This window comes from Dapis purpurea BLCC-M126 (genome assembly GCF_050015975.1).
Lineage (GTDB): Bacteria > Cyanobacteriota > Cyanobacteriia > Cyanobacteriales > Microcoleaceae > Trichodesmium.
Genome location: NZ_JBNHER010000295.1, coordinates 1 through 2,858 on the forward strand (window position 1 = coordinate 1; position 2,858 = coordinate 2,858).

Annotated in this window: 4 protein-coding genes and 1 pseudogene; 3 read left to right on the forward strand and 2 right to left on the reverse strand. The window is 30.9% G+C overall.

Annotation, left to right across the window (positions count from 1 at the left end):
• Positions 1–409 (forward strand): SPFH domain-containing protein (locus ACP6PL_RS26830; protein ID WP_426548394.1); only part of this gene is annotated, 409 nt, incomplete at its 5' end.
• Here the strand turns inward: ACP6PL_RS26830 and ACP6PL_RS26835 are convergent.
• Positions 384–746: a HAMP domain-containing protein gene (locus tag ACP6PL_RS26835; protein WP_426548395.1), complete on the reverse strand. Its 363-nt coding sequence runs from the start codon at positions 744–746 to the stop codon at positions 384–386. The two genes, ACP6PL_RS26830 and ACP6PL_RS26835, sit on opposite strands and share 26 nt — an antisense overlap.
• 284 nt (positions 747–1,030) lie before the next feature.
• The gene (locus ACP6PL_RS26840; RefSeq protein ID WP_426548396.1) at positions 1,031–1,246 is read right to left on the reverse strand and encodes a hypothetical protein; all 216 of its coding nucleotides are present in this window, start codon (positions 1,244–1,246) and stop codon (positions 1,031–1,033) included.
• A gap of 1,043 nt (positions 1,247–2,289) precedes the next feature.
• Between ACP6PL_RS26840 and ACP6PL_RS26845 the strand changes: the two genes are divergently transcribed.
• Entirely contained in the window at positions 2,290–2,619 is a 330-nt protein-coding gene (locus ACP6PL_RS26845; protein WP_426548397.1) for a hypothetical protein, read from the forward strand.
• 29 nt (positions 2,620–2,648) lie between these two features.
• A pseudogene (locus ACP6PL_RS26850) lies at positions 2,649–2,801 on the forward strand (ATP-binding protein); the annotation flags it as partial.
• Positions 2,802–2,858: the final 57 nt, after the last annotated feature.

The following is a 2,858-nucleotide window of genomic DNA, read 5'->3' on the forward strand; positions in this document are numbered from 1 at the left end:
AATCCAATATCAAGATAAAAGCTGTTTCATTTTTCTACAGTTTTTTTCGTACGGTGAAGGACTTCATATCCAACTTCTTTTTGTCTCTAAGATTAACAAGTATGATATTAGAGTGCAAAAACACCAAATTAGTGGCTTGACTCCTGCCTCTAAGGATTTACAGGATATCACTGCTGAAGTAGTTGTAAATTATCAAGTGCAACCCAGTGAGCTAGTAGACATCCTCCGTGATGTGGGAACCCTTGATAATGTTAAAGATAAGTACATTGAACCTCAAGCTCAGGAAGCTTTTAAAATTGCTTCTGCTAAATTGAAAGCTGAGGAGTCTGTCACTAGACGAGAAGAGTTGATGCAAACTTTTAATACTTCTATAACTGAGCGTCTCAAACAGATTCCTCAATACATTTGATCGCGCAGTTAAAGGCAGTTCCCAAAATACCTATTTCATCTTTTGTGATCGCTGGCGCTCTTAATGTCATATCTCCTTCTGATATGAGTTTTGTAGCTACTCGGGTAAGTTCTCGAATGGGGTGAATAATTGTACGACTGATGATTATAGCCAGAAATATAGCGATCACCAGAGAAGTGAAAATACTAACAGCTACAATTTTTCTACTTAATTCCTCTGTTTTTTTCAAACTTTTAGAGGCTTCTAAAACTTCTTGGTAACTCACCTTGATAATCTGATTGATAGCAGATGATGCTTGTTCAAATTGAATAGCAACAAGACTTTTCAGAAAATCCATTAGTAAACTGTAAGCTATTTATTGTTCTTTTGGGTACTCCAATGCCAAACTATTAATTTCTTAGAGCAAAATTTCTAATTATTGTACATATTCTTTAGGAAGATCTTTATAGGTTTTAATAAAATTACCGATCATTAGATTATGTTCTTCGCTAATATGATCTTCTTCCTCAAAAAATTAAAAATTATCCCAGCTTTTTTCAATCTCACGGGCAGTTACTAAAACTAGAAAACTTTACTTGAGTAAATTTCTCTGGTTGATCGATTAAACTAATAAGTCTATGTTTAGCTATCTTTAGTTTTGAATAAAGTTGATTGTAAGTTTTGGAAATTCTCAATTTCCTCTTGAGGGTATTCTAGTCCTTCTAAAGCTTCATGCCGTAGATGGTTCCCCATTACCGAACCTGTAATTATGCCTATAATCGCAACACTTAAAGCGACAATATATCCACCACCAATTTTTTGCCCAATTTGTAAAGAGTCGATCAAGTGGCCAAACATGAACATGGGAAGTGGGGATTTGATATTAAAATCTGGGAATGTAGAGAAATATTCCTGTAGCTCAATTTTTTTGTGATTTTCACATCAAATCAAATTTGGTCCATCTTAAAATACACGAAATGTTATTTATTATGGCAGAGGACAAAACTCGAACTTAAATTTATTTGAAATTTTTACATTACTTAATTGCAACATAAATTTATTTTGAGAACAGAAGTTCATACTCTTGACGAAGGTTACAAAAGGAAAGAGAAATCAAAACTAATAAAAGTTTTAGGTATTTATATTCAAGCTGTTTAGTTGAAAAATAAAATCCTTACTTGGTGGTAGATCAAAAGTTATAGATAAGCAGGTACACAAAATTAATTAGATATTTTCTCAGACTAAATCCCTTATACTGTATGCCTCACATCCAATTAGAGTAGGTAAACAAAATTGTTTGGGTGCTCATAGGTATAAACAAGTAAAAATAGTTTTACCGAAATAGGCTCAAGGTTATTTTTTGGTAAACAAAAGGTTAAAACTTCGGTAAAAAACTGTCAAGTTTGTACATCTTTGAGAAATAGGTATATATAATAAGTATATTTATGCAAGATTTACTTAAAAAATATACTCTAAATTTAGATAAAATCACGATGTATTTTGTATAATTTCAATAATTAGACTCAAAAAATATGGGAGGACAAAAAGGTTTTGAAGTGTTATTATTTAGAAATAATCTATAATATCAATAATTTACAAAAACTATGATTGTTAGTTTTTTTATACTCGTTATTTGTAAAAGTATTGAGGCTAAAATCACTTAATTTTGATTTAGGAACATTAACTATTTTTTGTTATCTATGTTTTCTGACTTAAATAGCAACTTGAATCTAGCTTCTACTTTACAAGATTTACAACTAGATAATGTGCAAATTGAAATCAATCAATTAGGAGTTGTAATTGCTGAAATTTTTGAATAAAACAAGCTACTTCCAGGTATTATTTTAACAAATTCTGCTGAATTAGTTAGTATAATTTCTCAAAATCAATTTCTCAAAACCGTGAGTCGCCAATATGGCAGAGAAATTATTTTAAATCGTCCTATTAGAATCTTATACGAATTTATTAAGCATGAATTCTTAGTCTTACCAGGAGATACAACTATTGTAGATGCTGCTGATAAGGCAGTCAAGAAACCTCAAGAATTAATTGGTAAACCAATTGTTGTAGAGGTTTCACCAGCAAATTATCAAGTTTTAGAAATTCAAAATCTACTGATTGGTCAATCCCATATTCATCAACTTGCTAAAGATTTATTACAGCAAAAAAGTCAAGCACAACTTATTCAAAATCAGAAGTTGAAAACTTTAGGACAAGAAAGAGACTGCTGAAGTTGTGAACCTACTATTTGAATAATTCAGATGAATTTGTGATTAAAATTGGTGACAATGGTATGGGAATGAAAGAAGAGGTGCTTACTCGAATATTTAATTCTTTTTTCACTACTAAACCTATAGGGAAAGGAACAGGAATGGGATTAGCAATTAGTTATTCTATTGTGGTTGATAAACATGGGGTTCATTAATTGATAATTGATAATGGATAATTGATAATTACCTCTGGTTAAAAC

Coding starts and splice junctions, on each gene's coding strand:
- ACP6PL_RS26835 (WP_426548395.1), bottom strand. CDS start 746: ATGGATTTTCTGAAAAGTCTTGTTGCTATTCAATTTGAACAAGCATCA.
- ACP6PL_RS26840 (WP_426548396.1), bottom strand. CDS start 1,246: ATGTTTGGCCACTTGATCGACTCTTTACAAATTGGGCAAAAAATTGGT.